At 72.0% G+C, this 26,159-nt stretch carries 27 protein-coding genes and 6 tRNA genes; 11 read left to right on the forward strand and 22 right to left on the reverse strand.

What is annotated here, in order from left to right; genetic code table 11:
* Positions 1 to 268: 268 nt before the first annotated feature.
* Positions 269 to 340 (reverse strand) — tRNA-Val (locus tag ACWCQ1_RS20945).
* Positions 341 to 397: 57 nt separating this feature from the next.
* On the reverse strand, positions 398 to 856 hold the full coding sequence (locus ACWCQ1_RS20950) for a TIGR02611 family protein (protein WP_451027084.1): 459 nt from the start codon (positions 854 to 856) through the stop codon (positions 398 to 400).
* Positions 857 to 1,057: 201 nt separating this feature from the next.
* Between ACWCQ1_RS20950 and ACWCQ1_RS20955 the strand changes: the two genes are divergently transcribed.
* Positions 1,058 to 1,471, forward strand: a complete 414-nt coding sequence (locus ACWCQ1_RS20955) for an SsgA family sporulation/cell division regulator (protein WP_004002642.1) — start codon at positions 1,058 to 1,060, stop codon at positions 1,469 to 1,471.
* A 236-nt stretch (positions 1,472 to 1,707) separates the two neighbouring features.
* Positions 1,708 to 2,268 carry a CGNR zinc finger domain-containing protein gene (locus tag ACWCQ1_RS20960; protein ID WP_133044915.1) on the forward strand — a complete coding sequence of 187 codons (561 nt, stop codon included), beginning with the start codon at positions 1,708 to 1,710 and terminating at the stop codon, positions 2,266 to 2,268.
* 167 nt (positions 2,269 to 2,435) lie between these two features.
* Here the strand turns inward: ACWCQ1_RS20960 and ACWCQ1_RS20965 are convergent, their stop codons facing one another.
* The gene (locus ACWCQ1_RS20965) at positions 2,436 to 2,588 is read right to left on the reverse strand and encodes a hypothetical protein (protein ID WP_165954887.1); all 153 of its coding nucleotides are present in this window, start codon (positions 2,586 to 2,588) and stop codon (positions 2,436 to 2,438) included.
* Positions 2,589 to 2,743: 155 nt separating this feature from the next.
* Complete coding sequence (locus ACWCQ1_RS20970; protein ID WP_133044916.1) at positions 2,744 to 3,187, reverse strand: hypothetical protein; 444 nt, start codon at positions 3,185 to 3,187, stop codon at positions 2,744 to 2,746.
* Positions 3,188 to 3,420: 233 nt separating this feature from the next.
* Here ACWCQ1_RS20970 and ACWCQ1_RS20975 point away from each other — a divergent pair, with 233 nt between their 5' ends.
* Complete coding sequence (locus tag ACWCQ1_RS20975; protein ID WP_133044917.1) at positions 3,421 to 3,936, forward strand: DsbA family protein; 516 nt, start codon at positions 3,421 to 3,423, stop codon at positions 3,934 to 3,936.
* Between the two features lie 26 nt (positions 3,937 to 3,962).
* Here the strand turns inward: ACWCQ1_RS20975 and ACWCQ1_RS20980 are convergent, their stop codons facing one another.
* From ACWCQ1_RS20980 to ACWCQ1_RS20990, 3 genes are read right to left on the reverse strand one after another with little or no spacing between them, the layout of a single operon-like run.
* Positions 3,963 to 4,787, reverse strand: coding sequence for a GNAT family N-acetyltransferase (locus ACWCQ1_RS20980; protein WP_451027085.1), 825 nt, complete (start codon positions 4,785 to 4,787; stop codon positions 3,963 to 3,965).
* A gap of 52 nt (positions 4,788 to 4,839) precedes the next feature.
* On the reverse strand, positions 4,840 to 5,661 hold the full coding sequence (locus ACWCQ1_RS20985) for an aminotransferase class IV (RefSeq protein WP_133044919.1): 822 nt from the start codon (positions 5,659 to 5,661) through the stop codon (positions 4,840 to 4,842).
* Positions 5,658 to 6,710 carry a chorismate-binding protein gene (locus tag ACWCQ1_RS20990; RefSeq protein WP_451027086.1) on the reverse strand — a complete coding sequence of 351 codons (1,053 nt, stop codon included), beginning with the start codon at positions 6,708 to 6,710 and terminating at the stop codon, positions 5,658 to 5,660. Before ACWCQ1_RS20990 ends, ACWCQ1_RS20985 begins: the two co-directional genes overlap by 4 nt.
* Before the next feature lie 178 nt (positions 6,711 to 6,888).
* On the opposite strand from ACWCQ1_RS20990, the gene ACWCQ1_RS20995 reads away from it, so the two are divergent.
* From ACWCQ1_RS20995 to ACWCQ1_RS21015, 5 genes are all read left to right on the forward strand, one after another.
* A tRNA-Gly gene (locus tag ACWCQ1_RS20995) sits at positions 6,889 to 6,961 on the forward strand.
* Between the two features lie 39 nt (positions 6,962 to 7,000).
* Positions 7,001 to 7,074, forward strand: a tRNA-Cys gene (locus ACWCQ1_RS21000).
* A 1-nt stretch (position 7,075) separates the two neighbouring features.
* Positions 7,076 to 7,147, forward strand: a tRNA-Val gene (locus ACWCQ1_RS21005).
* A 23-nt stretch (positions 7,148 to 7,170) separates the two neighbouring features.
* Positions 7,171 to 7,242 (forward strand) — tRNA-Val (locus ACWCQ1_RS21010).
* 56 nt (positions 7,243 to 7,298) lie between these two features.
* A tRNA-Val gene (locus tag ACWCQ1_RS21015) sits at positions 7,299 to 7,370 on the forward strand.
* 101 nt (positions 7,371 to 7,471) lie between these two features.
* Here ACWCQ1_RS21015 and ACWCQ1_RS21020 read toward each other — a convergent pair.
* From ACWCQ1_RS21020 to ACWCQ1_RS21035, 4 genes are all read right to left on the reverse strand, one after another.
* Entirely contained in the window at positions 7,472 to 7,774 is a 303-nt protein-coding gene (locus ACWCQ1_RS21020) for a TFIIB-type zinc ribbon-containing protein (protein WP_133044921.1), read from the reverse strand.
* Positions 7,775 to 7,854: 80 nt separating this feature from the next.
* Positions 7,855 to 8,802: a phosphotransferase family protein gene (locus tag ACWCQ1_RS21025; RefSeq protein ID WP_451027087.1), complete on the reverse strand. Its 948-nt coding sequence runs from the start codon at positions 8,800 to 8,802 to the stop codon at positions 7,855 to 7,857.
* A 686-nt stretch (positions 8,803 to 9,488) separates the two neighbouring features.
* Entirely contained in the window at positions 9,489 to 9,686 is a 198-nt protein-coding gene (locus ACWCQ1_RS21030; RefSeq protein ID WP_358603066.1) for a hypothetical protein, read from the reverse strand.
* Between the two features lie 197 nt (positions 9,687 to 9,883).
* A complete protein-coding gene (locus tag ACWCQ1_RS21035) occupies positions 9,884 to 10,159 on the reverse strand; it encodes a hypothetical protein (RefSeq protein WP_133044924.1) in 276 nt (91 codons plus the stop codon).
* A 196-nt stretch (positions 10,160 to 10,355) separates the two neighbouring features.
* Here ACWCQ1_RS21035 and ACWCQ1_RS21040 point away from each other — a divergent pair, with 196 nt between their 5' ends.
* On the forward strand, positions 10,356 to 11,774 hold the full coding sequence (locus ACWCQ1_RS21040) for a protein kinase domain-containing protein (protein ID WP_451027144.1): 1,419 nt from the start codon (positions 10,356 to 10,358) through the stop codon (positions 11,772 to 11,774).
* A 40-nt stretch (positions 11,775 to 11,814) separates the two neighbouring features.
* On the opposite strand, the gene ACWCQ1_RS21045 is transcribed toward ACWCQ1_RS21040, so the two are convergent.
* The 9 genes from ACWCQ1_RS21045 to ACWCQ1_RS21085 all read right to left on the reverse strand — a co-directional run bounded on the left by ACWCQ1_RS21045 (position 11,815) and on the right by ACWCQ1_RS21085 (position 23,961).
* Complete coding sequence (locus ACWCQ1_RS21045; protein WP_451027088.1) at positions 11,815 to 12,207, reverse strand: NUDIX domain-containing protein; 393 nt, start codon at positions 12,205 to 12,207, stop codon at positions 11,815 to 11,817.
* Positions 12,207 to 13,025: a TrmH family RNA methyltransferase gene (locus tag ACWCQ1_RS21050; protein ID WP_133044926.1), complete on the reverse strand. Its 819-nt coding sequence runs from the start codon at positions 13,023 to 13,025 to the stop codon at positions 12,207 to 12,209. Before ACWCQ1_RS21050 ends, ACWCQ1_RS21045 begins: the two co-directional genes overlap by 1 nt.
* 64 nt (positions 13,026 to 13,089) lie before the next feature.
* Positions 13,090 to 14,322, reverse strand: coding sequence for a uroporphyrinogen-III C-methyltransferase (gene cobA / locus ACWCQ1_RS21055; RefSeq protein WP_133044927.1), 1,233 nt, complete (start codon positions 14,320 to 14,322; stop codon positions 13,090 to 13,092).
* Positions 14,323 to 14,466: 144 nt separating this feature from the next.
* Entirely contained in the window at positions 14,467 to 18,810 is a 4,344-nt protein-coding gene (gene cobT, locus ACWCQ1_RS21060) for a nicotinate-nucleotide--dimethylbenzimidazole phosphoribosyltransferase (RefSeq protein WP_451027089.1), read from the reverse strand.
* Between the two features lie 390 nt (positions 18,811 to 19,200).
* Positions 19,201 to 20,412: a precorrin-6y C5,15-methyltransferase (decarboxylating) subunit CbiE gene (cbiE, locus tag ACWCQ1_RS21065; RefSeq protein WP_133044929.1), complete on the reverse strand. Its 1,212-nt coding sequence runs from the start codon at positions 20,410 to 20,412 to the stop codon at positions 19,201 to 19,203.
* Between the two features lie 68 nt (positions 20,413 to 20,480).
* Positions 20,481 to 21,119, reverse strand: a complete 639-nt coding sequence (locus tag ACWCQ1_RS21070; RefSeq protein WP_451027090.1) for a GNAT family N-acetyltransferase — start codon at positions 21,117 to 21,119, stop codon at positions 20,481 to 20,483.
* 162 nt (positions 21,120 to 21,281) lie between these two features.
* Positions 21,282 to 22,118 carry a MetQ/NlpA family ABC transporter substrate-binding protein gene (locus tag ACWCQ1_RS21075; protein ID WP_451027091.1) on the reverse strand — a complete coding sequence of 279 codons (837 nt, stop codon included), beginning with the start codon at positions 22,116 to 22,118 and terminating at the stop codon, positions 21,282 to 21,284.
* Between the two features lie 77 nt (positions 22,119 to 22,195).
* Positions 22,196 to 22,933 (reverse strand): methionine ABC transporter permease, encoded by a 738-nt coding sequence (locus ACWCQ1_RS21080; protein WP_133044932.1) that lies wholly within the window; start codon positions 22,931 to 22,933, stop codon positions 22,196 to 22,198.
* Complete coding sequence (locus tag ACWCQ1_RS21085; RefSeq protein WP_133044933.1) at positions 22,930 to 23,961, reverse strand: ATP-binding cassette domain-containing protein; 1,032 nt, start codon at positions 23,959 to 23,961, stop codon at positions 22,930 to 22,932. Before ACWCQ1_RS21085 ends, ACWCQ1_RS21080 begins: the two co-directional genes overlap by 4 nt.
* A 362-nt stretch (positions 23,962 to 24,323) precedes the next feature.
* Between ACWCQ1_RS21085 and ACWCQ1_RS21090 the strand changes: the two genes are divergently transcribed.
* Together ACWCQ1_RS21090 and ACWCQ1_RS21095 are read left to right on the forward strand one after the other, a co-directional pair.
* Complete coding sequence (locus ACWCQ1_RS21090) at positions 24,324 to 24,683, forward strand: hypothetical protein (protein WP_451027092.1); 360 nt, start codon at positions 24,324 to 24,326, stop codon at positions 24,681 to 24,683.
* Entirely contained in the window at positions 24,664 to 25,107 is a 444-nt protein-coding gene (locus tag ACWCQ1_RS21095; RefSeq protein WP_356764361.1) for a hypothetical protein, read from the forward strand. The genes ACWCQ1_RS21090 and ACWCQ1_RS21095 overlap by 20 nt, the downstream gene beginning before the upstream one ends.
* Here ACWCQ1_RS21095 and ACWCQ1_RS21100 read toward each other — a convergent pair.
* Both ACWCQ1_RS21100 and ACWCQ1_RS21105 read right to left on the reverse strand, forming a co-directional pair.
* Entirely contained in the window at positions 25,097 to 25,594 is a 498-nt protein-coding gene (locus ACWCQ1_RS21100) for a GNAT family N-acetyltransferase (protein WP_133044935.1), read from the reverse strand. The genes ACWCQ1_RS21095 and ACWCQ1_RS21100 overlap by 11 nt on opposite strands.
* A gap of 58 nt (positions 25,595 to 25,652) precedes the next feature.
* On the reverse strand, positions 25,653 to 26,147 hold the full coding sequence (locus ACWCQ1_RS21105) for an RNA polymerase sigma factor (RefSeq protein WP_133044936.1): 495 nt from the start codon (positions 26,145 to 26,147) through the stop codon (positions 25,653 to 25,655).
* Positions 26,148 to 26,159: the final 12 nt, after the last annotated feature.

The following is a 26,159-nucleotide window of genomic DNA, read 5'->3' on the forward strand; positions in this document are numbered from 1 at the left end:
AGTTACGGAGGGCCTCGGAGTGCGTCAATGATTCGGACAGGAATTTCTCGGGGGGCCGCCGAACGCCCCGGAGCGACGGGACGGCGGCAGGCGCGGAGGATCGCGGCAACGTCGCAGGTGAGGGAGGCGCGATCGACAGACCGAACGGCACACAGCCGGTGGTGCGCGAAGGCGGTACGGCCGGAACTCGTCCGGCGGATCGGGGAGTTGACCTCCGGACACGACAACGGCCCACCTGCACTGAAGCAGATGGGCCGCCGTCTCCGGGTGGGCGATACTGGGTTCGAACCAGTGACCTCTTCGGTGTGAACGAAGCGCTCTCCCACTGAGCTAATCGCCCGGGCGCAGGAAGAACATTACCCCATGTCAGGGGGTGCACCCGCACCCCCGGCACAGCTCACTGATCCTTGATCTTCCAGGGCATGGCCATTCCGAACTTCCACAGGTACACGCCGACCACGACACCGACGATCACGAGGCCGATCACGGTGAGTCTGATGTTGCGGCGCCGCACCTTCGGGTCGAGGGCCTTCTGGGCCGCCTCCGTGACCTTCCGCTTCGTCCAGCGCAGCACCAGCTGGGCCCAGACGAACTCGGTCGCCCAGACGGCCATGCCGGCGAAGATCACTACCCAGCCGGGCCCGGGCAGCGGCAGCATCACGATGCCGGCCCCGACGATCGCGAGGCCGACGACGAAGACGCCGACCTGCCAGCTCAGATGCAGGGCGCGGCTGCGCTTGATGAAGCCCGGCGCCCTGGAGCCGAGGCCCTGCTCGCCGTCCGGCTTCGGCTCGTCCGCTTGTGTCCCGTCCGATGCCACGGCGACCTCGCCCGACTGGTCACTCCCCGTATTCATACGGCCAAACTTTACCTTACTTTACTGACCGGAAACCAGTCACCGGAATGGCCGTACCGTACGAAGGAGGTCTCGGCCGGAAGAGTTACGTAAAGCCACGCAAAACACTCAGAGGGGTTTACAACGGCACCGTAGGTGGCATGTCGATTTCGCCGACGTGCGAATCCCCGAGCGCACACTGAGCGAAAGGCCCTGGCGCTTATGAACACCACGGTCAGCTGCGAGCTGCACCTGCGCCTCGTTGTGTCGAGCGAGTCCTCCCTGCCTGTCCCCGCAGGCCTGCGGTACGACACGGCCGATCCCTACGCCGTGCACGCCACCTTCCACACCGGAGCCGAGGAGACCGTCGAGTGGGTGTTCGCCCGCGACCTCCTCGCGGAGGGTCTGCACCGGCCCACCGGCACCGGCGACGTCCGAGTCTGGCCGTCGCGCAGTCACGGTCAGGGGGTCGTCTGCATCGCCCTGAGCTCACCGGAGGGCGAAGCGCTGCTGGAAGCCCCGGCGCGGGCTCTGGAGTCCTTCCTGAAGCGGACGGACGCCGCCGTGCCGCCCGGCACGGAACACCGGCATTTCGACCTCGACCAGGAGCTCTCCCACATCCTGGCGGAGAGCTAGGCCGAGGCCGCACCAAGCCGCCCGGCGCCGTCGACTCGGGGAGACGGCTCGGGCCAGGACAACCGCATACGGCACGCGTCGGCGCCGTCCCACGGTGGGACGGCGCCGACGTGCGCGCGGGGCGGCCACGGAAGCCGGACCGCGGGGCGCCGGGGCCGCTCTCCGTCTCCCGGAAACCATTACCATCGGCCAGCATCGGCGGGCGTGTGCCCGACCCCCAGGCCAGGGAGCGAAACGTGCTGATCACCCACGACACCCGGTGCGCCCTCGACACCGTGGTCGATCTGGTGAACACCGCGCCGGAGGACGACACGACGCCGGACGGGCTGCCCGACGTGGCGGCGCTCGAGGACTTCGTGCAGAACCACGAGGTCAGCGATGTCGGCGTGCTGTCGGAGTTCGATCTCTCGGCGGTAAAAAAGATCCGCGGGCGGTTCGGGTCGGTGTTCGCGGCCGCCGACGCCCGGGTCGCCGCGGGACTGATCAACGAGCTGGTCGCGGCCGCGGGCACCACGCCCCGCCTCACCGATCACGACGGCTACGACTGGCACGTGCACTACTTCGCGCCGGGCGCCTCCCTGGCCGATCACCTCGCGGCCGACTGCGGGATGGCGCTGGCCTTCTTCGTGGTGGCCGGCGAGCAGGAGCGGCTGCGGCGCTGCGAGGCCCCCGACTGCCGGCGCGCCTTCGTGGACCTCTCCCGCAACCGGTCGCGGCGCTACTGCGACAGCCGCACCTGCGGGAACCGTCTGCATGTCGCCGCCTACCGGGCGCGCCGCAAGGAGGCGGCGGGCTGACGGGCACGATCGAGGGGCCCGGACGCTGCGGCGATTTCCCGTCGCGCGGTCCCTGCCGGCCCTCCGTGGTCAGGGTTCCGGTCGGCCGCGGTCTGCGGCGCGGACGATCCCCGGCGGTGCTGTCGTCGTGATCCCCGGCGGGTGGCGCCGGGGATCACGGGTACGGCTCAGAGCAGCAGCAGATCGTGCAGCGCAGCCATGAGCAGCAGACACCCGATCACCGCAAGGAAGATCATCAGCGGTGGCTGGGAAAGGGCGAAGAGGCATCCGCGCGGCTTGTCCTTCGGCGGCGCGGTTTCGCCTTGTGTCGTGTCCAGCATCTCGCGGGCGATGATGGCGCAGACTGCGGCTTCCGCGCGATCAACACGCCCGGAATGACCAGGAGTTCGCCGGATCCCGTGATGTCCGGTTCCGGAAGTGACCGGTTCCGTGCACGGCGTTGATCCACTGTGTCGTTTCAGCCGTCATGCGAGGGTCATATGCCGTGCTTCTTCAGGATGGCCTCGATGTCGCTGAAGTCGTCGGTGGATCCGGAGCGGGGTGCGGTCGCGGGCCGGGTGGCCGCCTGGGTCCCCGGCCCCAGGGAGGGCGCCGAGGCCGTCGGGGCGACGGCGTCGCGCCGCGCGGCGGCCTTGGCCTCCTTGCGCTCCTTGCGGGTGCCGCCCCGGCGCCGCTCCACGGCCCGGGTCGTGGAGAACAGCAGCCAGGCGACGCCGAGCACGCCGAAGCCCGCCCAGGCGGTGACGCTGAAGGCGGTGTCCGCGAGCCACTGCACGACCCCGGTCATCACCAGGCCGATGGGCACGAGGGAGTAGGCCGCGATCCGGGCGGCCGAGAGGAAGCGCTTACGGTACGCGGTGACCGCCGCGATGCCGAGGCCGGCCGCGGACACGGCGGAGCAGATTGTCTCGGCGATCATCCGGTCCTCCAGGCAGGGCTCGGTCGGGCAGGGGCACTTCGTCCCTTCCATCCTGCACCGCCCGGCCCCTGCCGGGCCATGCCTCGGGCGGACATCAGGGACATCTCCGGGTCCCCTCCTCCCCAGGTGCCGGTCGGATGCCCACCCCCGGGTGGGCATCAGGGTCGGCGCGTTGTACCGGCACCGTCCGGCTCGATTGGGTCGGCCACGCCCCGACCTGGGAGACTGACCGCATGAGCGACTCCTCCCCCGTGCCCACGCCCGTCCTCGAGGTCTGGTGCGAACTCCAGTGCCCCGACTGCCGCAGCGCCCTGGACGATCTGCGCGCCCTGCGCGCCCGTTACGGCGACCGGCTGGAGCTGCGGCTGCGGCACTTCCCGATGGAGAAGCACAAGCACGCCTTCGCCGCCGCACAGGCCGCCGAGGAGGCGCTGGAGCAGGGCCGGGGCTGGGAGTACGTCGAGGCGGTGCTGGGCCGGTTGGAGGAGCTGGACCGTAAGGGGGAACCCTTCCTGGTCGAGGTCGCCGGTGAACTCGGCCTTGACGCCGAGGAGTTCGACACCGCGCTGATCGACGGCCGGCACATCCTGATCGTCGACGCCGACCAGGCCGAGGGCAAGGCGATCGGCGTGACCGGCACGCCGACGTACGTCATCGGCGGGGAGCGGCTGGACGGCGGCAAGAGCCAGGCGGGACTGCGGGAGCGGATCGAGCGGATCGCGGACCGGCTGCTGGCCGACGGGGCCTGAACGCCGGAGTGGGCCGAGAGCGGGTCCTAGATCAGGTCCTTCTGCAGGTTGTGGGAGGTGGTCTCGTAGCCGAGCGACTCATAGAGCCGCTCGGCCGGGGCGTTGCCGGCGAAGACGTGCAGGCCGATGCTGTACTTCCCGGCGGCGATCGCCTGGATCTCGGCGAGCAGCATGAGCGCACGTCCGTGGCCGCGGCCGCGCCGGCGGGCGTCCGCCTCGACATCGAGCACGTACGCCATCTCCGGCCACAGCCCCACCCACAGCGTCCCGACCGGTACGCCCTCGTGCTCCAACACGCTGATCAAGGTGTTCTCGCTGGCCAGACCGTCGGGCAGGAACTTGGCGTGGCCCTCGACGGCCTTCTTGCGGGCCTCCTCGGCGGACACTCCCCGCTCGACCATGCTGCGGACGTACTGCTCGGCCTGGTACTCGCTCCAGGGGCCGTACTCCGCCTCGGTCATGGGCCGGGCCGAGCTCCCCGTGGGCAGTTCCGGCGGGGTCGGCCCCAGCCGCTTGACCATGTTCCGGCTCCTGCGGACGTACCCGAGGGCCGTGGCGAGGCGCAGGGCTCCCTCCGCCTCGCCGGGGACGGGTGCCTCGACGCGCTTGCAGCCCCAGGCCCGGGCGATCTCCTCCGCGGCCAGCACCGCCACCGTGCCGCGTCCGCGTCGGCGGTCCGGCTCCTCGATGCGCAGCTCGGTCAGCCGGGCCACCGTCGGGCCGAAGCCGGGGTCCGTGGACAGCCGTATCCCGCCCACGGGACGACTGTTCACACAGACCTGGTAGCGGCGCGACTGTGTGCCGTCCGCGTGGCGCTGAAGCGGCTCGGTCGGCCGCAGGGTCGTGGTCATCAGGGGTGTTCTACCCGCCCGGCGGGCCCGCGTCAGCCCGTTTTCCCGGGCCTCACGGGTCCAGGTCGGCGCCGGACCGCTCGTCGAAGATCCGCATGGCCTTGGCCGTCACCGGGCCCGCCGTGCCCGGGAGTTCGCGGTCGTCGACGCGGTGGACCGCCTGGACGTCGCGCAGGCTGGAGGTGAGGAAGACCTCGTCGGCCCGCTCCAGGACGTCCAGCGGCAGATCGCTCTCCCTGGCCCCGGTCCACTCGACCGTCAACGCGCGCGTGATGCCCGCGAGGCAGCCGGAGGCGAGCGGCGGGGTGTGGATCTCGCCGTCGAGGACGACGAAGACGTTCGACCCGGTGCCCTCGCAGAGTTGGCCAACGGTGTTGGCGAACAGGGCCTCGGAGGCGCCGTGTTGGTGGGCGCGGGCGAGCGCGACGACGTTCTCGGCGTACGAGGTCGTCTTCAGGCCGGCCAGGGCGCCGCGTTCGTTGCGGGTCCAGGGGACGGTGATGACGGCCGTGGAATCCGGGCGGCGGGCGGTCTCGCCGAGGGCGACCACGAGGGTCGGGCCGTGCTCGCCGCGGTCGGAGCCGAGGGGGCCGTGGCCGCCGGTGTAGGTGATGCGCAGCCGGCCGAGGGGCAGCGGGTTGGCCTCCAGTACGGCGGCGCAGGCGCGGCGGATCTCGTCGTGGTCGGGGTCGGGCAGACCGAGGCCGCGGGCCGAGCGGGTCAGCCGGTCGAGATGGCGGGTCAGCGCGAACGGCCTGCCGTCCACCGTCTTCACCGTCTCGAAGATGCCGTCGCCCACCGTCAGCCCGTGGTCGAACACGGACACGCGGGCGGACTCGATGTCCCTCAGCCCGCCGTCGAGCCAGATCTTCACGTCAGTCCCTCTCCGCTCACCAGGTCTCTGCCCGACGCTACCTCCAGCAGTCGGGCCGCCTTCAGCTCGGTCTCCCGCCATTCCCCGTCGGGATCGGAACCCCAGGTGATCCCGGCACCGGTCCCGAATCGCAGCACGGCCGTGCCGTCGGAAGCCCGGTCGATCCAGAACGTACGGATCCCGACGGCCAGCTCCCCTCTCCCCCGGTCGGCGTCCACCCAGCCGATGCCTCCGCAGTACGGGCCGCGAGGGGCGGTCTCCAGGGCGTCGATGATCCGCAGGGCGCTGGACTTGGGGGCGCCGGTGACGGAGCCGGGCGGGAAGGCCGCCGTCAGCAGTTCAGGCCAGCCGGCACCGGCGCGCAGCTCGCCGCGGACCGTGGAGACGAGGTGGACCAGGCCCGGGTGCTTCTCCACCGCGCACAGGTCGGGAACGGTGACGCTGCCGGTCGCGCACACACGCCCGATGTCGTTGCGGACCAGGTCCACGATCATCACGTTCTCGGCGTAGTCCTTCTCCAGCAGGTCCGCCTCGGTGCGCCCGGTGCCCTTGATCGGCCCGGACTCGACGATCCGCCCGTCGCGGCGCAGGAACAGTTCGGGCGAGGCGGTCGCGATCTCGACGCCGTACCCGGGCAGCCGAATCGTTCCCGCGTACGGCGCCGGGTTGCCGCGGGCCAGCAGCGCGGTGAGCGCCTCCACGTCGGCGTCCGGTGCGACGGGCGCGGTCAGCACCCGGCAGAGGTTCGCCTGGTAGACCTCGCCGGCCGCGATGTGCTCCCGGATCCGGCGCACACCGGCCGTGTACGCGGCGCGGTCGAGGGAGGACGTCCAGTCACCGGGCCCGGGTCCCCGCCACTGCCCCGGCAGCGGCGCGGGCACCGGCTCCTGTCGTACGTCCCGGAAGCGGGCGCAGGTCAGACGGCCCTCGAAGTCCGCGACGACGGCCCAGAAACCGGTGGAGTCGAGGGCCGCGGGGTCGCTGGTGACGTCGAGGAGGCCGGTGGCGACGCGGGTGCCGAAGCGGGCGAGGGGAGGTAGGTCGAGCACGCCGTCGAGTCTAGGGTGGGTGTCCGAAAGGTGACCTCGGCATGTCCCCGCGGATGCCCAGGCCACGCCCGTGAGCAGGCGCAGCGCAGCACGCTGCGCAAACGCGTTTTTGTACTGGCCCGGGAATCCGCTAGAGTTCAACACGTCGCCGGGCCGCGGGAGCGGAACGAAACGACAAGCGGACGTAGCTCAGTTGGTAGAGCGCAACCTTGCCAAGGTTGAGGTCGCGAGTTCGAGCCTCGTCGTCCGCTCGAAGGATCAAGGGGATCTTCCCGGACCCCCGCACTCCTGGTGGAGTGGCCGAGAGGCGAGGCAACGGCCTGCAAAGCCGTCTACACGGGTTCAAATCCCGTCTCCACCTCCAAGGACGATTAGCTCAGCGGGAGAGCGCTTCCCTGACACGGAAGAGGTCACTGGTTCAATCCCAGTATCGTCCACTGGAGCCTCACGGCTTCGACCCGCGCGATTAGCTCAGCGGGAGAGCGCTTCCCTGACACGGAAGAGGTCACTGGTTCAATCCCAGTATCGCGCACGCAGTACCCGTGATCTTCGGCCTCGGCTTCGGCTCGGCTCTCGATCATGTCCCGAGGACGATTAGCTCAGCGGGAGAGCGCTTCCCTGACACGGAAGAGGTCACTGGTTCAATCCCAGTATCGTCCACACACCGAAGCCCCCGGCCCTGCGGCCGGGGGCTTCTTCGTGCTGTGGCTGTCGACTGGTGGCTGCTGGCTGCGGCTGTCGGCTGGAGAGCAGGTCGGCTCTCAGCTGGAGAACAGCATGTGGCCGAAGCTCTTGTGGCGGTGGTGACCGCCGTGGTGGCCTCCGTAGTGACCGCCTCCGTGGCCGCCGTGCGGGGCGCCCCAGGCGGGCGCGGGCGGGGCCGGGTAGGCCTGCGGGGCGGGCGGGGGCGGCGGCGCGGGCTGGGACCACTGCGACTCCAGGCGGGTCAGCGCCTCCAGCTCGCCGTAGTCGAGAAAGATCCCCCGGCAGCCGCTGCACTGCTCGATCTGGACGCCGTTGCGGTTGTACGTGTGCATCGGCGCATGGCACTTCGGACACTGCATGGTCGGCTCAACTCCTCGCCCGTCGGTCCTGCTTCGCGTTTCCCCAGGACAGACTCCGTCCTGGCGCGCTCGGTTGCACCTTACTTCGCGGAATCGGGGGGCAACTGCGGCGGGACGGAACCCATTCGGGCACATGCGTCGATCACCGACATCTCGATCTCGTCCAGGCGGCGGTCCTCCGTGATCGCCTTGGTGACGGCCCGGGCGGCGGTCTGGACGGTGAGGGCGCGGGCCGGGGTGTCCAGGGCGGGCCAGGGGTCGCCCGAGGCGGGGACGGCCGTGCCGCCTTCCGCACGGTAGGTGTCGAGGAAGCGGGTCCACTCGTCCGGGGGGAGGAGACCGCAGGCGTACCAGGCCGCCGGGCGGGCGAGGTCCCAGGCGGGGACACCGGTGCCGAGGTCGTCGACGTCGATGAGGCGCCAGGGGCCGTCGGGGGCGGGGTGGCGGACGAGCTGGCCGAGGTGGAGGTCGCCGTGGCAGAGGGTGGTGGTGTCCGGCATGGGGGCCTCGGCGCGGGCCCAGGCGGGGAGGGTGTGCCAGGCGCGGAGGATCGGGCGAGCGGCGGGGTGGGGTGCGGTGGCGGTCGCGGTGGCGGTGGCGCTGAGGAGGCGGGCGATGGCGTGGGCCGCCTTGGCGGGGCCGCGCATGGGTGGGACGGGGGTGGGGGGTGGGGTGCGGTGGAGATGGGCGAGGAGGGTGGCGGCGGCTTCCCAGGGGGCGGCGTCCGGGTCGTCCGGGTCCACGGGGGTGCCGTAGGGCCAGAAGGTGACCAGGCGGTTGTGCAGCGCGGTGGGGGTGGGGGTGAGGGGAGGGAGGAAGAGGCCGGGGAGGTGGGCGGCGGTTTTGAGGCGGGGGGTGAGGGTGGTGTGGGGGGTGTTGGGGGCGTGGGCCTTGGCGACGGTGTTCGCGTGGCGGACGACCGTGGTGTCGGGGCGGTCGGCGAGGGTGGTGGTGGGGCAGGGGCAGGTGGGGGTGTGGACCCTGGCCTTGAGTTGGGTGGTGAGGTCGGGGAGCAGGGGGGTGGTCACGGGGTGTGGCTCCCTGGGGCGGGGTGGGTTGCTGGCGGAAGCGTACGGCGGGTGGGGGCGGGGTGGTGCCGTGGCTGGGGTTGGGTCTTCTCGCTCCCGCCGCCCCTACCCGTCCCATCCTCCAGGGGCTGCCGCCCCTTCGACCCCGCTCTCAGGGGGCTCCGCCCCCTGGACCTCAACGGGCTCCCCCCGGGCCCCAACGGGCTCCGCCCCCCTGGACCCCCGCCGGGGCTGCACCCCCTGCACCCCCGCCGGGCCTGCGCCCCCTGAATCCCACCGGGCCTGTGCCCCTGAACCCCACCAGGGCTGCACCCCCTGCACCCCATCGGGGCTGCACCCCCTGAAGCCCGCCGGGCTGGCGCCCCTGGCCCCAGCGGGACTGCACCCCTGGCCCCAACAGGGCTTCCCCGGACCCCAGCGCGCTCCGCTCCCGGACCCCATCGGGGGCTCCGCCCCCCGACCCCGTCGGGGCTTCCCGCCGGACCCCCGGTCGGCCCTTCGGCCTCGGCCTCAAACGCCGGGCGGGCTGAAGACGCACGAACCGGCACTCCGAGACGGGAAAAGCAATGCCGGCGCAGCTCCCCAGCTGCGCCGGCATTTTTGCCGTCCGCCGCACCCCCGTCCCCACGGGGTTTCATGGGTGGATGTCCCCGCCCGGACCGCTCTTCCGGGCCTGGGGTCGCCGCTCAGCGCCCCAGCATCACACCCACGGACGACGCCTGTGTGGCCACTGTCTCCCAGCCGTCGAAGAGGAAGAAGAGCAGGGCCGCCAGGGGGAGGACCATGATCGTCGCCACCAAGGGGTGGCGCCGGCCCGTGCGACGCGGGCGGAGCGTCGTGCGCTCCAGCCTGCGGAACTGTGTCCGCGGTGCCGTCAGAGCCATGGTCCCTCTCCTGACCGTCTCAGTTGTCGTTGGCAGCGGCGGGTGTCTGACCTCGGGGGACGAGTGCTGCACCCGCCGCTTGACCTCAAATCTAGGCTTCCGGCGCTCTTCGCACGTCATGCCCTCGTACCGATTGCCGGGCCTCCCGGAGGATGAGCCGTGCGGTGGTGAGTACTCCCCTGGGTGGAGACGGGGACCTAGGTCTCAGGGTCTTCCCCGAGGGGACGCCCGCTGTGTACCGGCTTTTCCGAGCTGTCCTCCCTGGGTACCGGCTGCTCCACCAGCGCCAGGACCCGGTTGGCCATGAAGCGGGCCGTACGGACCACGGAGCCGTTGCGGGTGACTTCGCTCACTTCCACGACACCGCGCCGTACCGCCGTCTCCACCCTGCGGCCCGCTCTGCTCGCCACCACCTCGTAGGTGCGGGTCGTGTCCCCCGCGTCCACCACTATCTCCACGCGATCACCCTTCACGGGTTCAATCCCCCTTCTGTGATGGATGGTTGGGAGACCGGCGGGTGTGAAGTGCGGTTGGTTCCGGGCCCCCTGACCACCCTTCAAGTCTCCCACCCGGCACTGACAATCGATCGGGACGAGAGGGCGCGGCCTCTGCGCGCGGGCGGCCGTGGAAACGTAAGCTGTGCCACGTCACACGGACCGGGCAGCGGGGATGAACATGGCGATGATGCGCCTGAGGCGCGAGGACCCGCGCGTCGTCGGCTCGTTCAGGCTTCACAGACGGCTGGGCGCGGGTGGGATGGGCGTTGTGTACCTGGGCTCCGACAAGAAGGGGCAGCGGGTCGCACTGAAGGTCATCCGGCCGGACCTGGCGGAGGATCAGGAGTTCCGCTCGCGGTTCGCGCGTGAGGTCTCGGCCGCGCGGCGGATCCGGGGCGGGTGCACGGCCCGGCTGGTCGCCGCCGATCTGGAGGCCGACCGGCCCTGGTTCGCCACCCAGTACGTGCCCGGGCCCTCGTTGCACGACAAGGTCGCCGACGAGGGTTCGCTGAGCGCGGCCGAGGTCGCCGCCATCGGGGCCGCCCTGTCGGAGGGGCTGGTCGCGGTGCACGAGGCCGGCGTGGTGCACCGGGATCTCAAGCCGTCCAACATCCTGCTGTCCCCCAAGGGGCCGCGGATCATCGACTTCGGCATCGCCTGGGCGACCGGGGCGTCGACGCTCACCCATGTCGGCACGGCCGTCGGCTCGCCGGGCTTCCTCGCGCCCGAGCAGGTGCGCGGGGCCACGGTCACGCCGGCCACGGACGTCTTCTCCCTGGGCGCGACCCTGGCGTACGCCGCCATGGCCGACTCGCCCTTCGGACACGGCAGTTCCGAGGTGATGCTGTACCGGGTGGTGCACGAGGAGCCGCAACTGCACGGCGTACCGGACGCTCTGGCTCCGCTGGTGCGGGCCTGTCTGGCGAAGGACCCGGAGGAGCGGCCCAGCACGCTGCAGTTGTCGCTGCGTCTGAAGGAGATCGCCGCGCGAGAGGCGCAGGGGCTCGGTGACGTACGGCCGCCCTCGCCGCATGCCGCGGAGGCGGACCGGCCCACCGGGCGGCTCGCCGACACCTATCCCGACCAGCAGCGACGCCCGCAGGGGACGCCACCGCCGAGGGGTACCTCGTCCTCGTCCCGCGGTTCGGCTCAGGTGCGGGGCGGTGGGGTTCCCTCACGGGGGACCGGTCCAGCGGGTCCGGGCAGCGGATCGCGGGACTCCGGGGCCTCCGGCCCGGGTGGTGCGGCACGGAACGGTGTGGCGCCTTCCCCGCGGTCCGGCTCTCCGCGCTCCGGCGCGCGGCCCACACCGGCCTCGCGGGGCGGCACCCGCTCCGGCAGCGGGAGCCGGACCGCACCGCGCAGTGGTACGGGGCGTCCGGCGCCCAGGACCACGGGGACGGGCCGGCGCCCGGCCAATCCGCGGCTGCTGCGGCAGCGGCTGTTCGTCTTCGTCGTCGTGACGCTGCTGGTCGCGCTCGGCATCGCCGCGGCGCAGGGCTGCCAGGGGCCGGCGCACGGCCTGGGCGGCGGCGGCCGGGGTGTCGTACAGGAGCAGCAGCGTCAGGCCGGGGAGCCGGGGCGCCCATAGGTGCGCCGTCCGGGCACGTTGGCGACGGCAGAGCCAGGCGTCACAGACCCGGCAGGATGCGCTCGAAGAACTCCAGGTCGCCCTCGAAGACGGGGGTCAGGGTCAGGAACTCCTCCGGGGTGACCCAGCGGAAGTCGGCGACCTCGGCCGGGTCGGGGACCACCTCGCCGGTGGGTGCGTCCGCCGTCCACCAGTGGAGGCGGAACACGCCGTCGTCGGTGTCGGACTCCCAGACCTTGGCGAGGGGTACGACGGTGAGGCCGACCTCTTCCCGGATCTCCCGGACGACGGCCTCCCGCTGGGTCTCCCCCGGTTCGACCTTGCCGCTCAACGGCTGCCAGTAGCCGGGGCGGGCGACCGACGCGGCACGGCATATCGCCAGGACGCGGTCGCCGCGGCGCAGGACCGCGACGATCGCCTCGCGCTGCGCCATCAGCCCTGGGGGCGGCCGGTGGCCACCGCGTAGAAGGCGACCGCGGCCGCCGCGCCCACGTTCAGGGAGTCGACGCCGTGGGACATCGGGATGCGGACCCATTCGTCGGCGGCGACCAGGGCCTGGGTGGACAGGCCGTCCCCCTCGGCGCCCAGCATCAGGGCGACGCGGTCCATCTTGTGCGGGGCGGCCTCGTCGAGGGACCTCGCCTTCTCGTCCGGGGTGAGGGCGAGGAGGGTGAAACCGGCCTCGCGGACCGACTCCAGGCCCTTGGGCCAGGTGTCGAGGCGGGCGTAGGGCACGGAGAAGACGGCGCCCATGGAGACCTTGACGCTGCGGCGGTAGAGGGGGTCGGCGCAGTCCGGGGACAGCAGGACCGCGTCCATGCCGAGGGCCGCGGCCGAGCGGAAGATGGCACCGATGTTGGTGTGGTCGTTGACCGACTCCATGACGACGACCCGGCGGGTGGTCTGCAGGAGTTCGGCGGCCGTGGGCAGGGGCTTGCGCTGCATGGAGGCGAGCGCGCCGCGGTGCACGTGGTAGCCGGTGACCTGCTCGGCGAGCTCGGGGCTGACCGCGTACACCGGCGCCGGGAGCTCGTCGATGACGTCCCGCATCACGTCGACCCACTTGGCGGACAGCAGCATCGAGCGCATCTCGTACCCGGCGTCCTTGGCGCGTCTGATGACCTTCTCGCCCTCGGCGATGAACAGGCCCTCGGCCGGTTCTCGTTTGCGGCGCAGTTCCACGTCGGTCAGGCCCGTGTAGTCGCGCAGGCGGGGGTCGTCGGGATTCTCGACGGTGATGAGATCGGCCACAGGGTGATACTGCCTTGTCCTGGGTGTGGTGCCAACGGCTCGGAACGGGTTGTGTTACCCGGGGTTACTCGACCGCTCGCGGGCCCACTCCCACGACCTCGCCGATGACGATGACCGACGGCGCCTTCACCTCGTGCGTACGGACCGCCTCCGCGACCGTCGCGAGGGTCGCGTCCACCCGGCGCTGGGCGGCCGTGGTGCCCTCCTGGACCAGGGCGACCGGGGTCGCCGGGTCCTTGCCGTGCGCGACCAGGGTCTCGGCGATCTTCCCGATCTTGTCGACGCCCATGAGGACCACCAGGGTGCCGGACACCTTCGCCAGGGCCGGCCAGTCGATCAGGGACCGCTCGTCGTCGGGGGCGACATGCCCGCTGACCACGGTGAACGCCTGCGCGAGCCCGCGGTGGGTGACCGAGATGCCGGCCGCGCCCGGCACCGAGATGGAGCTGGAGATGCCGGGGACGACCGTGCAGGGGATGCCGGCCTCGGCGAGCGCCTGGATCTCCTCCATGCCACGGCCGAAGACGAAGGGGTCGCCGCCCTTGAGCCGGACGACCGACCGGCCCTGCTTGGCGTGCTCGATCAGGGCGTTGTTGATGGCCTCCTGGGCCATGAAGCGGCCGTAGGGCAGCTTCGCCGCGTCGATCACCTCGACGTGCGGCGGCAGTTCGGCGAGCAGATCGCGCGGGCCGAGGTGGTCGGCGATGACGACGTCGGCCTCGGCCAGCAGCCGGCGGCCGCGGACGGTGATGAGGTCCGGGTCGCCGGGGCCGCCGCCGACGAGGGCGACGCCGGGTGTGCGGCCGCGGTGGTGCGGGGCGACGAGGGTGCCGTCGCGCAGCCCCTCCACGACCGCGTCGCGGATGGCGGCGGTGCGGCGCGGATCGGGGCTGTGCGTGTCCGTGGTCAGGACGGCGACGGTGACGCCCTCGCTGTGACCGGTGGCCGGCGTCCAGGCCGTCGCGGCCTCGGCGTCGTCGGAGCGCACGCACCACACCCGGTGGCGTTCGGCCTCGGCGGAGGCCCGGGTGTTCGCCTCGCGGTCCCCGGTGGCGATGAGGGCGTACCAGGCGTCCGCGAGGTCGCCCTCCTCGTAGGGGCGCCTCGCCCAGGTGATCTCACCCGCGTCCGCCATCGCCTCGACGGAGGGGGTCGCCTCCGGGGAGACGAGCAGGACGTCCGCGCCGGCCGCGATCAGGGCCGGCAGGCGGCGCTGGGCGACCTGGCCGCCGCCGAGCACGACCACTTTGCGGCCCAAGAGGCGGAGACCTACGGGGTAGGCGGGGTGTTCGGCCATGAGGTGCGGCTCCTCGTCCTGCTGGCAATGCGATGGGCGCTACGGCGCTGGAGCAGCCCTGACGTGCGGATTTCGGTGATGGGGTTCAGCGTACGGCCGGGGTGGGACGCGCGCAGGAGCGCGTACCCCACCCCGGTACGGGAGCTACTTCTCGGTGACGCCCGCGGAGTCGAAGGTCGCCACCTCGTGCATGGCCCGGGCCGTGCTCTGCACCAGCGGCAGGGCCAGCAGGGCGCCCGTGCCCTCGCCGAGCCGGAGGTCGAGGTCGACCAGGGGGCGCAGGCCCAGCTTGTTGAGGGCCGCCACATGGCCGGGCTCGGCACTGCGGTGACCGGCGATGCAGGCCGCGAGGACTTCGGGGGCGATGGCGCGGGCCACCAGGGCGGCGGCGCCGGCGCTGACGCCGTCCAGGATGACCGGCGTGCGCAGGGAGGCGCCGCCGAGCAACAGGCCCACCATAGCCGCGTGTTCGAAGCCGCCGATCGCGGCGAGCACGCCGATGGGGTCGGCCGGGTCCGGCTGGTGGAGTTCGATGGCGCGCCGCACGACCTCGGTCTTGCGGGCCAGCGTCTCGTCGTTGATGCCGGTGCCGCGGCCGGTGACCTCGGCGGGGTCGGTGTCCGTGAACACCGAGATGAGCGCGGCGGACGCGGTGGTGTTCGCGATCCCCATCTCGCCGGTCAGCAGCGCCTTGTTGCCGGCCGCCACCAGGTCACGGGCCGTCTCGATGCCGACCTCGATGGCCTGCCTGGCCTCCTCGCGGGTCATGGCGGGGCCGGTGGTCATGTCGGACGTGCCGGCGCGGACCTTGCGGGGCAGCAGCCCGGGGGTCGCGGGAAGGTCGGCGGCGACACCGACGTCCACGACGCACACCTCGGCGCCGACCTGACCCGCGAAGGCGTTGCAGACCGCTCCGCCGCCGAGGAAGTTGGCCACCATCTGGGCGGTGACCTCCTGCGGCCAGGGGGTGACGCCCTGGGCGTGCACACCGTGGTCGCCGGCGAAGATCGCGACGGCCGCGGGCTCCGGGATCGGCGGGGGGCACTGGCGGGACAGCCCGGACAGCTGGGCGGAGATGATCTCCAGCATGCCGAGCGCGCCGGCCGGCTTGGTCATCCGCTTCTGCCGCTCCCAGGCCTCGCCGAGCGCCTTGGCGTCCAGCGGGCGGATCTGGGCGACGGTCTCGGAGAGCAGGTCGTGCGGCTCCTCACCGGGCAGGGCACGGCGGCCGTACGTCTCCTCGTGCACGACCCAGGACAGCGGACGGCGCTTGGACCAGCCGGCCTGCATCAGCTCGGGCTCGTCCGGGAACTCGTCGACGTACCCGACGCACAGGTAGGCGATGACCTCCAGGTGCTCGGGCAGTCCCAGCGCGCGGACCATCTCGCGCTCGTCGAAGAAGCTGACCCAGCCGACGCCGAGGCCTTCGGCGCGGGCGGCGAGCCAGAGGTTCTCGACGGCGAGGGCGGCGGAGTACGGCGCCATCTGCGGCTGGGTGTGCCGGCCGAGGGTGTGCCGGCCGCCGCGGGTCGGGTCGGCGGTGACGACGATGTTCACCGGGGTGTCGAGGATGGCCTCGATCTTCAGTTCCTTGAACTGCTTCGCCCGCCCCTTGGGGAGCGACTTCGCGTACGCGTCCCGCTGGCGCATGGCCAGTTCGTGCATGCTGCGCCGGGTGTCGGCGGAGCGGATGACGACGAAGTCCCAGGGCTGGGAGTGGCCGACGGACGGGGCCGTGTGCGCGGCCTCCAGGACACGGAGCAGCACCTCGTGCGGGATGGGGTCGCCACGGAAGCCGTTGCGGATGTCGCGGCGCTCGCGCATCACCTTCAGCACGGCCTCGCGCTCGGCGTCGTCGTAGGCGGGCGCGGCCGGGCCGGTGGACTGGCGGACTTCTTCCACTGGGGCCGTGCTCTCTTCCTGGTCGGCGGCCCGGGTGTCCAGGTCGTCCGCGTGCTGTACGAGTTCGGGATCGGCCTCGCGCGGGGCGGGGACCGGCGCGGCCGCCTCCGGCGCGTCCTCCGGGGGGAGGGTGAGCGCGTGGGGCGGGGTCGGCGCGAGGTGGGGCGTGGTCGGGACCGAGCCCTCCACAGGGACGAACTGCCCGAGGGACTGGCCGGTTTGGGGCTCCACCGGGACCCCGGAGGGTGGGGTGGGAACGGCATCGGCCGGGAGCTGCTGGGCGGGGGCGGCCGCGAGGGGCTCCGCCGTGGGGCCGGGCTGCTCCTCGGCGGCCGTTACGGCGGAGTCCGCGGCGTCTGTGACGGCTACGGGCTGGGGCGCGTCCGCCGGGTCCGCCGAGATGGAAGCGTGGTGCTCCGGGGCGTTCGTTACGGGGTCCTGAAGGGCGGCCGCCGGGTCCGGGATCGGGCTGGCGGCCGCTACGACCTGGAGGTCGGTGGGCGTGATCGGCTCTCCGCCCGCGGCGGGCTGTCTGTCCGCGTGCTGGGGCTGCGCGGAGACATCCGTGGACGCCGCGTCCTCGGCCGGCGCCGGAGAACCGTCCGCCGGGTGAGACGTGTGCGGAGCCGCCGGGAAGGGGGTGCTCTCCGGAGCTTCGGGGGTTACGGCGGTGTCGGGGCCCTGCGCCGGTACGGCCGTGTCGGCTGACTGGGCGGGGGCGAGGTCGGCGTAGTGCGCGGCCTGGCCGGCGTCCGGCGCCATGACCTGCGGCGCCTGGATGGCCTCGACCGCGTCGGACACATCGCCGGTCTCGGGTTCGCCGACGCCGCTCACCTGATCGCTTTCGGGCGCGGCGGGCTGGGCTTGTTCGGCCGGCTCGGTTGGCGGAACCTGCACGGCCTCCGGGAGCTGACCGGCGTCCGGGCCGGCCTCAACTCCCGTGGCCGCCACGGTCTGAACAGCAGGCGCTGCCTCGTCGGCCGGCCCGCCGTGCAGGTCGCCTTCGGCGAGGGGAGCCGTCTCCGCCTCCGGGACCGAAGCGGTCGTATCGGCGTGCTCGGCGACGACTTCCGGGGTGGGCTCAGCGCCCGAGCCCTCTCCTCCGACAGCGGCGGAGCCGTCCGCGACCGGGTGCCCGGCTTCCACTACGTCGGCCGTCACGAGCCCGCCGTCCGCGGAGCCGGTGGCCGCCGCGAGATGACCACTCTCCGAGCCGGGCGCGGCAGCGTCGCCGTCGGCGGATGCCACGGCGGTCCCGCCGAACGCGACCTCGCCGTCCTGCCCGGAGGGCACACCATGGGCGAGCGCGGCGCTCAGCGCCGACGGGGCGGCATCACCAAGCGCGGCGCCGTGCCCGGACTCGGCGTCATCGCCAGGCTGAACGACCTGACCGGCCTCCGCGCCATGGCCCGGCGCATCCTCGTTCCCGAGCTCCGCACCGTGCCCGAGCACACCGCTCTGCCCGGGCTCCACACCATGGCCCGGCACACCGTCCTGGTCGGGCTCCGCACTATGGCCCAGCACACCGTCCTGGTCGGGCTCCACGCCATGGCCCAGCACATCGCCCAGTCCAGGCTCTGCACCGTGACCGAGCACACCGGCCTGCCCGGGCTCCTCGGCATGGCCAAGTACACCGGCCTCGCCGGGCTCCGCACCATGACCAAGCACATCGCCCTGCTCGGGCTGCGCGCCATGGCCGAGTTCGCCGGCCTGCGGGCTCAGTCCGCTCTGGTCGTTCGGGCCGCTCCCGGCACCGTGATCGGCGGCGTCGCCCTGCGTGGCCTGGGCCGGGGGCTCGCCGTGCTGGGTCGCGGCGCCATGGGCGTTCGCGGCGTCAGGCGCTGGCCGGCCGATTTCCTCGCCGTGCCGCGCCGCCGCGGCCTGCGTGTTCTCGGCTCCGGCCATGGCCTGGGCGAACTCGCCCTGCGCGGCGTACCCGGCCTCCTGTCCCTGGACGGCACTGGCCTCGGTCGTGATGCGGGCCATCACCGCCTGGGCGGCGCCCAGCGGCTCCGCGGGCTGGCTCGGGGACGGAACAACCGTTTCCGCAGCCGGTGTCCCGGCGGCCACCGCGGGCTGGGGCGGGGCGCCCCAGGGGGCCGCGCCCTGCGGGGGTGCGTCGAGGTATTCGGGGCCGACCGTCGGCGGGCCGGGGTGGCGGACCGGGGCGCCCGCGGGGCCGCGGTCGGCGAGGGAGCGGACCGGGCTGGCGGACGTGTCGGGGGTGGGCGGGCCGAGGTGCAGCGGGCGGCGCGGGGTGATCGGCGGGATCGGCACGGACGGAGCCGCGGGCGCCGGGGCCGGGTCGGGCAGGCGGACGCCGCCGAGGTCGACCGAGCCGCTGTCACGGCCCGCCGTCTCGTGCGGGCCCGGCTCGTGCACGGTCTCGACGACCGGCTCGGGCGCGGGCGGGGCGACCTCGTTGCCCCAGGGGCTCTGCGCGCCCGGCAGCAGCAACAGGTCTTCGTCCTCGGCGGTGGTCTCGGAGAGGTAGGTGTACGCACCGTGCGCGGGAACGCCCGGCTGTTCCACCATGCCTGCGTTCTCCGGCAATCCCTCGCCCGGGACCTGGCCGGTGTCGGTCATGCGTACCCCTCGCCCATCGGTTAGTGCTTCTCGGTCCAGCCACCGGGAACGGCGCACCGACCGCCCCCGCAGTGAAGAACGAGCGTGCGTGCCCAGCGGCACGAACGACCCGCCCGTAAAAGGCGACAAAGCCATTCAGTGGCATTGTCCCGGTCGTCCCGCCGTCGCGACAGCTTGATCCGCGACGGTCCGCTGTGGACTGCGCCACGTTGCGCGTCCTCCGGTTTCGGCGTACCACACCCACCCCAAAAGGGGCGCGTTTTCCGGACATTGGCGAACGAAACGCCGGGCCACCCGGTGCGGTACAACGGTCGGCCAGCCTACCGCGAGCGGTACGACGAGCGGATCACCGGGAGGGAAGAAAACAGGATCACTGGGACGGCGGCGGAATCACTGGGTGCGCTCCGGGAGCGCGCCGCTGAGCAGGAACGCGACGCTCCGCTCCGTCTCCGTCCAGGCCCTGGTGTCGAGTTCGACGGACTGCAGCAGGGCGCACTCGACCCGGTAGCCGTGCTCGGTGAGGTCCCGGCCGATGAGTTCGGCCTCGTCGCGGGTGGCCGCGTGGGTGACGATGCGCTGTGGCCGTCGGTCGGCGACCGCGGAGACGACGGCCGCTCCCCCGCCGCCGACGCGCACGACGTCGGGCTCGGGGAGGTTCTCCAGTACGTGGGGGGCGGTGCCGTGCACGACCTGGAGCTGGAGTCCGAAGGCCCGCGCGTTGGCATCGGTCCGTTCGCAGGCGCGCGGGTCGTGGTCGACGGCGATGACGGCGGCCCCGGCGCGGGCGGCCTCGGTGGCGAACGCACCGCTGCCGCAGCCGATGTCCCACACCAGGTCGCCGACGCGCGGGCCGAGCCGGGCGAGTTGGGCGGCGCGCAGCGGTTCCAGTTCGCCCTCGCCCATGAGACCGCCGTAGGCCTCGGCGGGCAGCGTCCAGCCGCGGGGGGCCGCGGCGGGGTCCCGGCCGGCGATCCAGCCGCCGCCGTCCGCGGTGCCGGCGGTGCCGCCGACGACGATGACGACGTTCGGGTCGCGCCAGGTGTGGTCGGCGGCCTTGTCGGAGGTGACGACGGTGACCTGTTCGCGTTCGGTGCCGAGTTCCTCGCAGATGACGAAGGTGCGGTGCACGCCCTCCATGAGCAGGCCGAGTTCGGCGGGGCCGGCGCCGGGTGAGGTGAGGACGGCGACCTTGGTGTGGGCGCGGCACACGTTCACCGCGCGTCGCAGGGTGCGGCGGTGGGCGACGACCACGTGTGCGTCGTCCCAGGGCATGCCGGCGCGGGCGAACGCGGCGGCGACGGAGGAGACGGCGGGGACGACCTCGACCTCGAGGCCGAACTCGGGTGCGCGCAGGGTCCGTACGACGCCGAAGAAGCCGGGGTCGCCGTCCGCGATGACGACGGCGGTGCCGCGGTGGCGGGCGACGCGGCGGGCGGCGAGGGCGACGCTGCCGAGCCGGATGCGCTCGGCGTGGGGCGGTACCTCGGGCAGCGCCAGATGGTGGGCGGCACCGGCCACCAGGGTCGCGGCGCCCAGGGCGGAGCGTGCGGCGGCGGTCAGCGGCGATCCGTCCCACCCGATCACCGTGACGCGGTCGGCCATAGTCGTCGGTCTCCAGGGGATTTACGCAGGTCGGGCTCCGTGAGGGTACCTCTCGGTGCCCCGAGGGTTCAGTTCCAGTCGGTGAAGGAGGTGAAACCACCGGTGTCGGCCAGTTGTTCGCTGACTCCGGCGAGGTCCTCCGGCAGGAGGCTCCAGACGATGACGTCGGTGCGTACGTCGGCCCACTCGCCGTCGCCGGTCCTGGCACGGGCTATCCAGGCGTTGCGCAGGATGCCCTCGCTGATGCAGCCGATCTTCTGGGCCACTTGCTGGGAGGCGGTGTTGTCGGCGGCGGTGCGCAGCTCCAGGCGCTCGAACTTCTGATCCTGGAAGAGCCACTGGGCGGTGACGAGCGCCGCTTCCGAGGCGTAGCCCTCGCCACGGGCCCAGGGAGCGATGACGTAGGCGATCTCGGTGGAGCGGACGCGCCAGTCCGTGTTCTGGAGGTGCACGATGCCGACGAGGCGTTGGGTGAGGAACTCCGTCACCGCGAAGACGATGCCGCGGCCCTCGGTCCGTTCGGCCGGGGCGAGTTGGGTGGCCCAGCGGCGGGCGTCGGCCTCGGCGTAGGGGTGCGGGGCGGAGGTCCAGGCGATGACCTGCTCGTCGTTCATCATCTCGACCAGCGCGGACGTGTCGTCCTCGTCGAATGGACGCAGCACCAACCGCTCCGTGCTGATGGAGATGTTGGGGAAGGTGCTCGCCATGCGCCGCTCCGTAACCTATGGAAAATGTTCAGGGCCTGCTGAACTGCCCAGCATGCAGCATGGCCCCCCGGAACCGCACCACGGGGTCCACTGCAAGTAAGCGAGTGGACCCCGTGCGTGCCGATACGCCGTATACGTGCCGTCGGCAGAGAACGCCCCGGCTCAGAAGGACGGGATGACCGAGCCCTGGTACTTGTCCTCGATGAACTTCTTCACCTCGGGCGAGGTGAGCAGCTTGGCGAGCTTCTTCACGCGCGGGTCCTTCTCGTTGCCCTTCTTCACCGCGAGGAAGTTGCCGTACGGGCTGTTCTTCGCGGACTCCAGGACGAGCGCGTCCTTGGCGGGCTTGATGCCCGCGGAGATGGCGTAGTTGCCGTTGACGACGGCGACGTCCACGTCGTCCAGGGAGCGCGCGGTCTGGGCCGCCTCGACCTCCTTGAACTTCAGGTTCTTGGGGTTCTTGGCGATGTCCTGCGGGGTCGCCTCGTTGCCGGCGCCGTCCTTGAGCGTGATGAGGCCGTTCGCGGCGAGCAGCTTGAGGGCGCGGGCCTCGTTCACCGCGTCGTTCGGGACGGCGATCGTCGCGCCGCTCTTGAGGGCGTCGGCCTTCTTGATCTTGTGGGAGTAGAGGCCGAGCGGCTCCAGGTGCACCGTGACGACGGGCACGACGTGGGTGCCGCGCTTGGCGTTGAAGTCGTCGAGGTAGGGCTGGTTCTGGAAGTAGTTGGCGTCGACCGAGCCGTCCTCGGTGGCGGTGTTCGGGACGATGTAGTCCTGGAACTCCTTGACCTCCAGGTCGAGTCCAGCCTTCTTCGCCAGGTTGTCCTTCACGTAGTTCAGGATCTCGGCGTGCGGGGTGGGGCTCGCGGCGACGACCAGCGGTCCGCTGTAGTCGGAGGAGCTCGATGCCGAGTCCGAGCCCGAGCCGCAGGCGGTGAGCCCGAAGGTGAGGGCTCCGGCGGCGAGGACGGCGGTGCTGAGCTTTGCGGTGTTACGCACGAAAAGTGCCTTTCCTTTTGGGTACAGCGACCCCGCGGTAGGTGGTGCGGGGAGTCTGGGAGGGGGGCCGAGGGCGCCTACGCGACCTTGCCGACGTCGGCCGCGCCCGGCTCCTCGGCCTTGAGCAGCCGCAGCTTCGGGGCGGGTCCGGAGCGTCCGCCCCGGGAGTGCAGCGAGCGGGCCGCGAAGTCGCCGGCGAACTGGATGACGGAGATGACCACGGCGAGGATCGCCACGGTGATCCACATCAGCTCGGTCTCGAAGCGCTGGTAGCCGTAGCGGATGGCGATGTCGCCGAGTCCGCCGGCGCCGACCGTGCCGGCCATGGCGGAGTAGCCGATGAGGGCGACGATCGTGGTGGTGGTGCTGGCGATCAGCGAGGGCAGGGCCTCCGGTACGAGGACCTTGCGGACGATCGTCCAGGTGTTGCCGCCCATCGACTGCACGGCCTCGACGAGCCCGCCGTCCACTTCGCGGACAGCCGTCTCGACCAGGCGGGCGAAGAAGGGGATGGCGCCGATGGCCAGCGGCACGATGGCGGCCTCGCGGCCGATGGTCGTGCCGGTGATCCAGCGGGTGAAGGTCATCAGCGCGACCATGAGGATGATGAACGGCATGGAGCGGGCGATGTTCACGACCTGCCCGATGACCTTGTTGGCGAGGACGTTCTGCAGCAGTCCGCCCCGGTCGGTGAGGACGAGCAGGATGCCGAGCGGAAGTCCGCCGACGACGGCGATGAGGGTGGACCAGCCGACCATGTAGAGGGTGTCCCAACACGCCTGGGACAGCAGCGGCTGCATCTCGGACCAGGTCACTCGGCACCTTCCTTGACCAGCTGGGGCGCGTCCACGACGTCGATCTGCAGGCCCTTTTCGCGCAGGAAACCGATCGGCACGACGTTGTCCTCGTAGCGGCCGGGCAGTTCGATGCGCATCCGGCCGACCTGGAGGCCGCCGACGGTGTCGATGGCCGCGCCGAGGATCGATATGTCGATGTTGTAGGTGCGCGAGAGCTGGGAGATCACGGGCTGCGTTGCGGCCTCGCCCTGGAAGGTGACGTCGACGACCGTGCGGTCCTCGCCGGTGGCGTCGCCGCCGACCGGGAAGAGCGCGGAGGCGAGCTCGGAGCCGGGGGTGGCGAGCAGTTCGCCGACCGTGCCGGACTCGACGATGCGGCCGTTCTCCATCAGCGCGGCCGAGTCGCAGACCGACTTCACGACGTCCATCTCGTGGGTGATGAGCAGGACGGTGAGGCCGAGCTGCCGGTTGAGGTCGCGCAGCAGTTGGAGGATGGAGCGGGTGGTCTCCGGATCCAGGGCGCTCGTGGCCTCGTCGGACAGCAGCACCTTGGGCTCGCCAGCCAGGGCGCGGGCGATGCCGACGCGCTGCTTCTGGCCGCCGGAGAGCTGGGCGGGGTAGGCGCTCGCCTTGTCGGCGAGGCCGACGAGGTCCAGTAGTTCCAGCGCCTTGCGGGACCGTTCCTTCCCTGACTTGCCGAGGATCTCCAGCGGCAGTTCGACGTTGTCCTGGACGGTGCGCGAGGAGAGCAGGTTGAAGTGCTGGAAGACCATGCCGATACGGCTGCGCGCCCGCCGCAGCTCCTTGCCGGCCCGGGGACCTCGTCCCGCGAGGGCGGTGAGGTCCTGACCGGCGACGGTGACCGTACCGGAGGTGGGGCGTTCCAGCAGGTTGACGCAGCGGATGAGGGAGGACTTGCCGGCGCCGGACTGGCCGATGACGCCGTACACCTCGCCTTCGCGGACATGCAGGTCGACGCCGTCCAGGGCGGTGACCTCACGGCCGCGTGAGCGGTAGACCTTGGTCAGGCCTGAAGTCGTGATCACTGGGGTTTTCCGTCACTGTCGAGTACGCGGGCGTGGGTGTGCCCGGGTACGGGAGGAAAGTCGTGCGCGGGGCGGGTCGGTCACGCGCGTCGCTCAGGACGCGGGGACATGCCGCGGCGGCTCGCTTCGGGGCGCGAGTCTCGGGGTGGTGCGGGGGCCCTCTAGAAGGCGCACATTCGACACATACAACGAGCACCGGGCGTCATGGTCGCCTCGGTCGCAAGCGTGCGGCAGCTCGTCGTGGTCATGCGATCAGTAAAGCAGACGTATGGGAGCGACCAAGAACGCGCTGTCCACATGGCGGACAGTGCTGGACAGGGGTCGGCGGCGACGGACCATTTCCGCCGTAATAAGGTCACGACATGCTCACCGTCCTGACCCTGGTGACCGGGGTCGCCGCGCTGCTGCTCGCCGCCTGGTGCGGCTGGGCCGCCTATCGGGACCAGCCGACCAAGGACTGGCACTTCATCGGCATGGCCGTGGTGTCGCTGCTGGCCGTGGTGCAGCTGGTGGTCGGGATCGTGCTGCTGGCGCGCGGCGAGAAGCCGGAGCAGGGGACGACGATCTTCGTGGCGTATCTGCTGGGCGCCTTCGCGTGCGTGCCGGCGGCGGGCTTCATGTCGCTCGCGGAGCGCACCCGCTGGGGCTCGGTGACGGTGGTCGCCGGCGGTGTGGTGCTGGCCGTGCTCGAGGTGCGGCTCTATGACATCTGGGGAGGCTGAGGTGGCCGTGACGGAGGAGAAGCCGACCAGGACACGGTTGATCAGCGGGCCGGGCATGCTGCTCGTCTGGTTCTACGGCGTGATGGTCGTCGGTGCGGTCTCGCGCTCCGTCTACCAGATCGCGACCGAGTTCGACCGGGCCCCGCTCGCCTACTCGCTGTCCGCCGTCGCCGGGGTCGTCTACGGCTTCATCACGTACACGCTGGTGCGCGGCGGGGAGACGGCCCGCAAGGCGGCGCAGATCTGCTGCGCCGCCGAACTCGCGGGCGTGCTGATCGTCGGCACCTGGACGCTGGTCGACAAGTCGGCCTTCCCGGACGCGACGGTGTGGTCGGACTACGGCATGGGGTACGTCTTCATCCCGGTGCTGCTGCCGATCTCGGCGCTGTACTGGCTGCGCAGGAACCGCGCCGTCACGCCGTAGTGACGTAGGCCTCGGCCGGCTTCTCCAGGACGATCATCGGTACGCCGTCGGCACCCTGGGAGGTGCCGACCGTCTCGTAGCCGACGCGGCGGTACAGGCGGAGGTTGCCCTCGCTGCGGTGACCGGTGTGCAGCCGGAACCGCTTGGCGCCGCGCTCCTCCACCAGGGCCGTCTCGGCGGCGCGCAGCAGCCGCGCGCCGATGCCGTGGCCCTGCAGACGGGGGTGGACGCAGAGCTTGCCGATGGAGGCGGAGCCGTCCTCGGTGACGCGGCCGCGCACCGAACCGACCACCTCCTCGCCGAGGCGCGCGACGAAGACGCAGTCGGAGGCCACCTCCTGGCGGACCGAGTCCAGACTCTGGACGAGCGGGTCGATGCGGTAGTTGCCGTACAGCGCCGCCTCGCTCTGGAAGCACAGGTACTGCAGCCTGAAGATCTGCTCCGCGTCCTGCTCGGTCGCCACCGAGATGGTCACGCTCATGCCCATGTGCGCACGCCTCCCGCTCACCTGATCGCCACGTTGTCCCTCACTCCTATCCCCGCGCTCAGCGGGCCGCAACCTCCGATGTGAGCAAACGGCGAAGACATCCCAGACATCTGGAGCGTTCCGGGCCGAGACTTCCTTGTGAGATACCCAACTCCCCCGCGATTTCCCGGTATGTCAGGTCTTTCGGCGAGAGCAGCGCCTCCAGCAGACGGGGGCAGCGCCCGGGAAGGCGGCGGACCGCGTCCCGCAGGGCCCGCCCGCGGGCGGCGGCGAGGGCGAGGTGCTCGGGGTCACGGCCGGTGTCGTCCACGGGCTCGTCGGCGTACGGCCTTTCGAGACGGTTCGTACGGCGGCTGCGGCGCACCTCGGAGCGGACGGCCCGGCGCAGCCAGCCGTGCGGATCGCGGGGCGGCCCGGCGGAGTCGAGACGCTCCAGCAGCCGCAGCCAGACCGCCTGTTCCAGGTCGGCGGGTTCCGTACCGGAGGCATGTGCCTCGGCCGAGGCCTCGGCGGTGAGCAGGGGGCGCAGGGTGGCGACGAGATCGTGCGTCATATGCGGCACGAC

The organism is Streptomyces sp. NPDC002144, assembly GCF_053593695.1.